Origin of the sequence: Pseudoalteromonas sp. SR45-4, assembly GCF_014163535.1 — a bacterium.
GTDB lineage: Bacteria > Pseudomonadota > Gammaproteobacteria > Enterobacterales > Alteromonadaceae > Pseudoalteromonas > Pseudoalteromonas nigrifaciens.
The window spans coordinates 1-2,114 of record NZ_JACJDO010000085.1 but is presented as its reverse complement, the minus strand read 5'-3'; the positions used below and the strand labels follow the sequence as shown (position 1 = coordinate 2,114).

Genomic DNA, 2,114 nt, shown 5'->3' with positions numbered 1-2,114 from the left:
CTTTTTTGTTTGCCCAGCGAAGCTGGCAAACCCGATAGGCTGAAAGATGCCTTATCACCCCGACTAAGGGGAAGATAATCCGAATGGCAAGGGCGTCACTGGCTAACGGTGAGGTCTGAAGGAAGCCATAGGAAGTTAGAGGCACACAACTAACCGTAACCTGTTTCGGCGGTATTGGTGGGTAAGCGTCCAAAATAGCGCGAAGCCCTATACTTAGTCAGATCAATACTGTGTTTGAGGGTGAGATTTCTAACAGGGAGCTAGTGCAGTAACTGGGGAAGCCTGGCATCTAAACTTAATGAGAGTAAGTGGCCTAAATACAAGGTGAAAGCCAAGATTTAGTGTCGGTGTGAGGTGGCAGATGACCCCGTAGTAGTGAGTAAGGCTAGGCCGATGAAAGCCAGTAATGGTGTGGAGGGGAAAACCAAGCCGACCATCAACATTATGTTTGATGGGGTCAATTTTAGCCAAAAGCTTTAATTGATTGCGAAGGGGGGAAGTATTCTTTAAGCGTATGAAAGACGAAGACTTTTGTTTATCGGCTCACAAGTATTTCGACGGAAATAGCCAAGACATGACGGCCAAGCAGGAATGTAGACGCTGAGAATTGAAGGGCGAGCAATGGAGTAATGGCTGACCACTTAGGCAGATTGCCAAAAAAAAAGGCTAGCACACCTAATGTCATCATGAAGATTCAGCGATAAGTAGAATGACACGAGCAGACATACCGCAAGCAAAGGCAGAAAATGACAGTTTACTACAGCTTGTACGGACAATTATTAGACATTAATAACCTGTACAAGGGATTTAAAAAAGTGAAAGCAGCTAAAGGAGCGGCCGGAATAGATAGGCAGTCCGTAGGCGCATTTGCCCTGAATTTAGAAGCAAACTTAAAACAACTGCAACTTGAGCTGCAAACCAAGCAATATAGGGCACAACCTGTCAAACGGGTGGAAATACCCAAAGATGATGGCGGTGTCAGAATGCTAGGTATTCCCGCAGTTCGAGACCGAATAGTGCAACAAACACTATTGAACATACTCCAACCGATATTCGACATCGACTTTCACCCATCGAGTTATGGGTACAGGCCGAAACGAAGCTGTCATGACGCTATCAGTAAAGCGAGTGTATTTATCCGTAAATACCATCGCGACTGGGTCGTAGACATGGATTTGTCGAAGTGTTTTGACCTGCTTGATCATGCTTTGATAATTAGCAGTGTTAGACGCAAAGTGACGGACAGTAGTATTTTAAAGCTGATTAATCAGTTCTTAAAAAGCGGGGTAATGATAGGCGAACACTGGGAGGCTAGTACGATAGGAAGCCCACAAGGTGGCGTAATTAGCCCGTTATTGGCGAATATCTACCTAGATGCTTTCGATCAAGAAATGAAAAAGCGTAATCACCGAATAGTGAGGTATGCAGATGATATCTTGATTTTGTGCAGCACAGAAAAAGCAGCGCAAGAAGCACTTAAGGCATCCACCCAAATACTAGAGCGAGACTTGAAATTAACCGTGAACCAAAAGAAAACCCATATTGCTCATAGCAGCAAAGGTGTGAAGTTTTTGGGAGTAGAGATAGGTAGCCAGTGGACACGGATACAAGCATCAAAACTCATCGTGTTTAAACAAAAAGTGAAGCAATTAACAAAACGTAACGGCGGCATAAATTTAGCAGAAGTAATAAAGCGGCTAAATCCAGTTGTGCGCGGTTTTGTAAATTATTTTAGTATAGCCAATTGTAAGCGAGAACTAAAAGCCTTGGCAGGTTGGATCAGACGAAGACTAAGGGCAATACAGCTGAGGTTGTGGAAGAAGCCATCAAGGCTACATCGACGACTAAAGCAGTTAGGGAAAAAGCCACCGTTTAAGTTCATAAAGATGAACTCGTGGCGTAACTCACTAAGCCCTTTATCTTGTGTATCGATGCCAAACCAATGGTTTGAGGAGCTTGGTTTATATCCAATAGAAAAAGTGAATACGGGATGGCTTGCTTTATCAGCGTTTAGGAAATAAGTTGATAAAATGTGAAGGGTACAGGAGCCGTATACGAGGTCCGTACGTACGGTTCTGTGAGAGGGATGAGGCATAAGCCTCACCCTACTCGAT

The 2,114-nt window shown here is 44.0% G+C and carries 1 protein-coding gene; it reads left to right on the top strand.

The features are described from left to right. Positions 1-746 precede the first annotated feature (746 nt). A complete protein-coding gene (gene ltrA / locus H5058_RS18025) occupies positions 747-2,021 on the top strand; it encodes a group II intron reverse transcriptase/maturase (RefSeq protein WP_182679362.1) in 1,275 nt (424 codons plus the stop codon). Positions 2,022-2,114 lie beyond the last annotated feature (93 nt).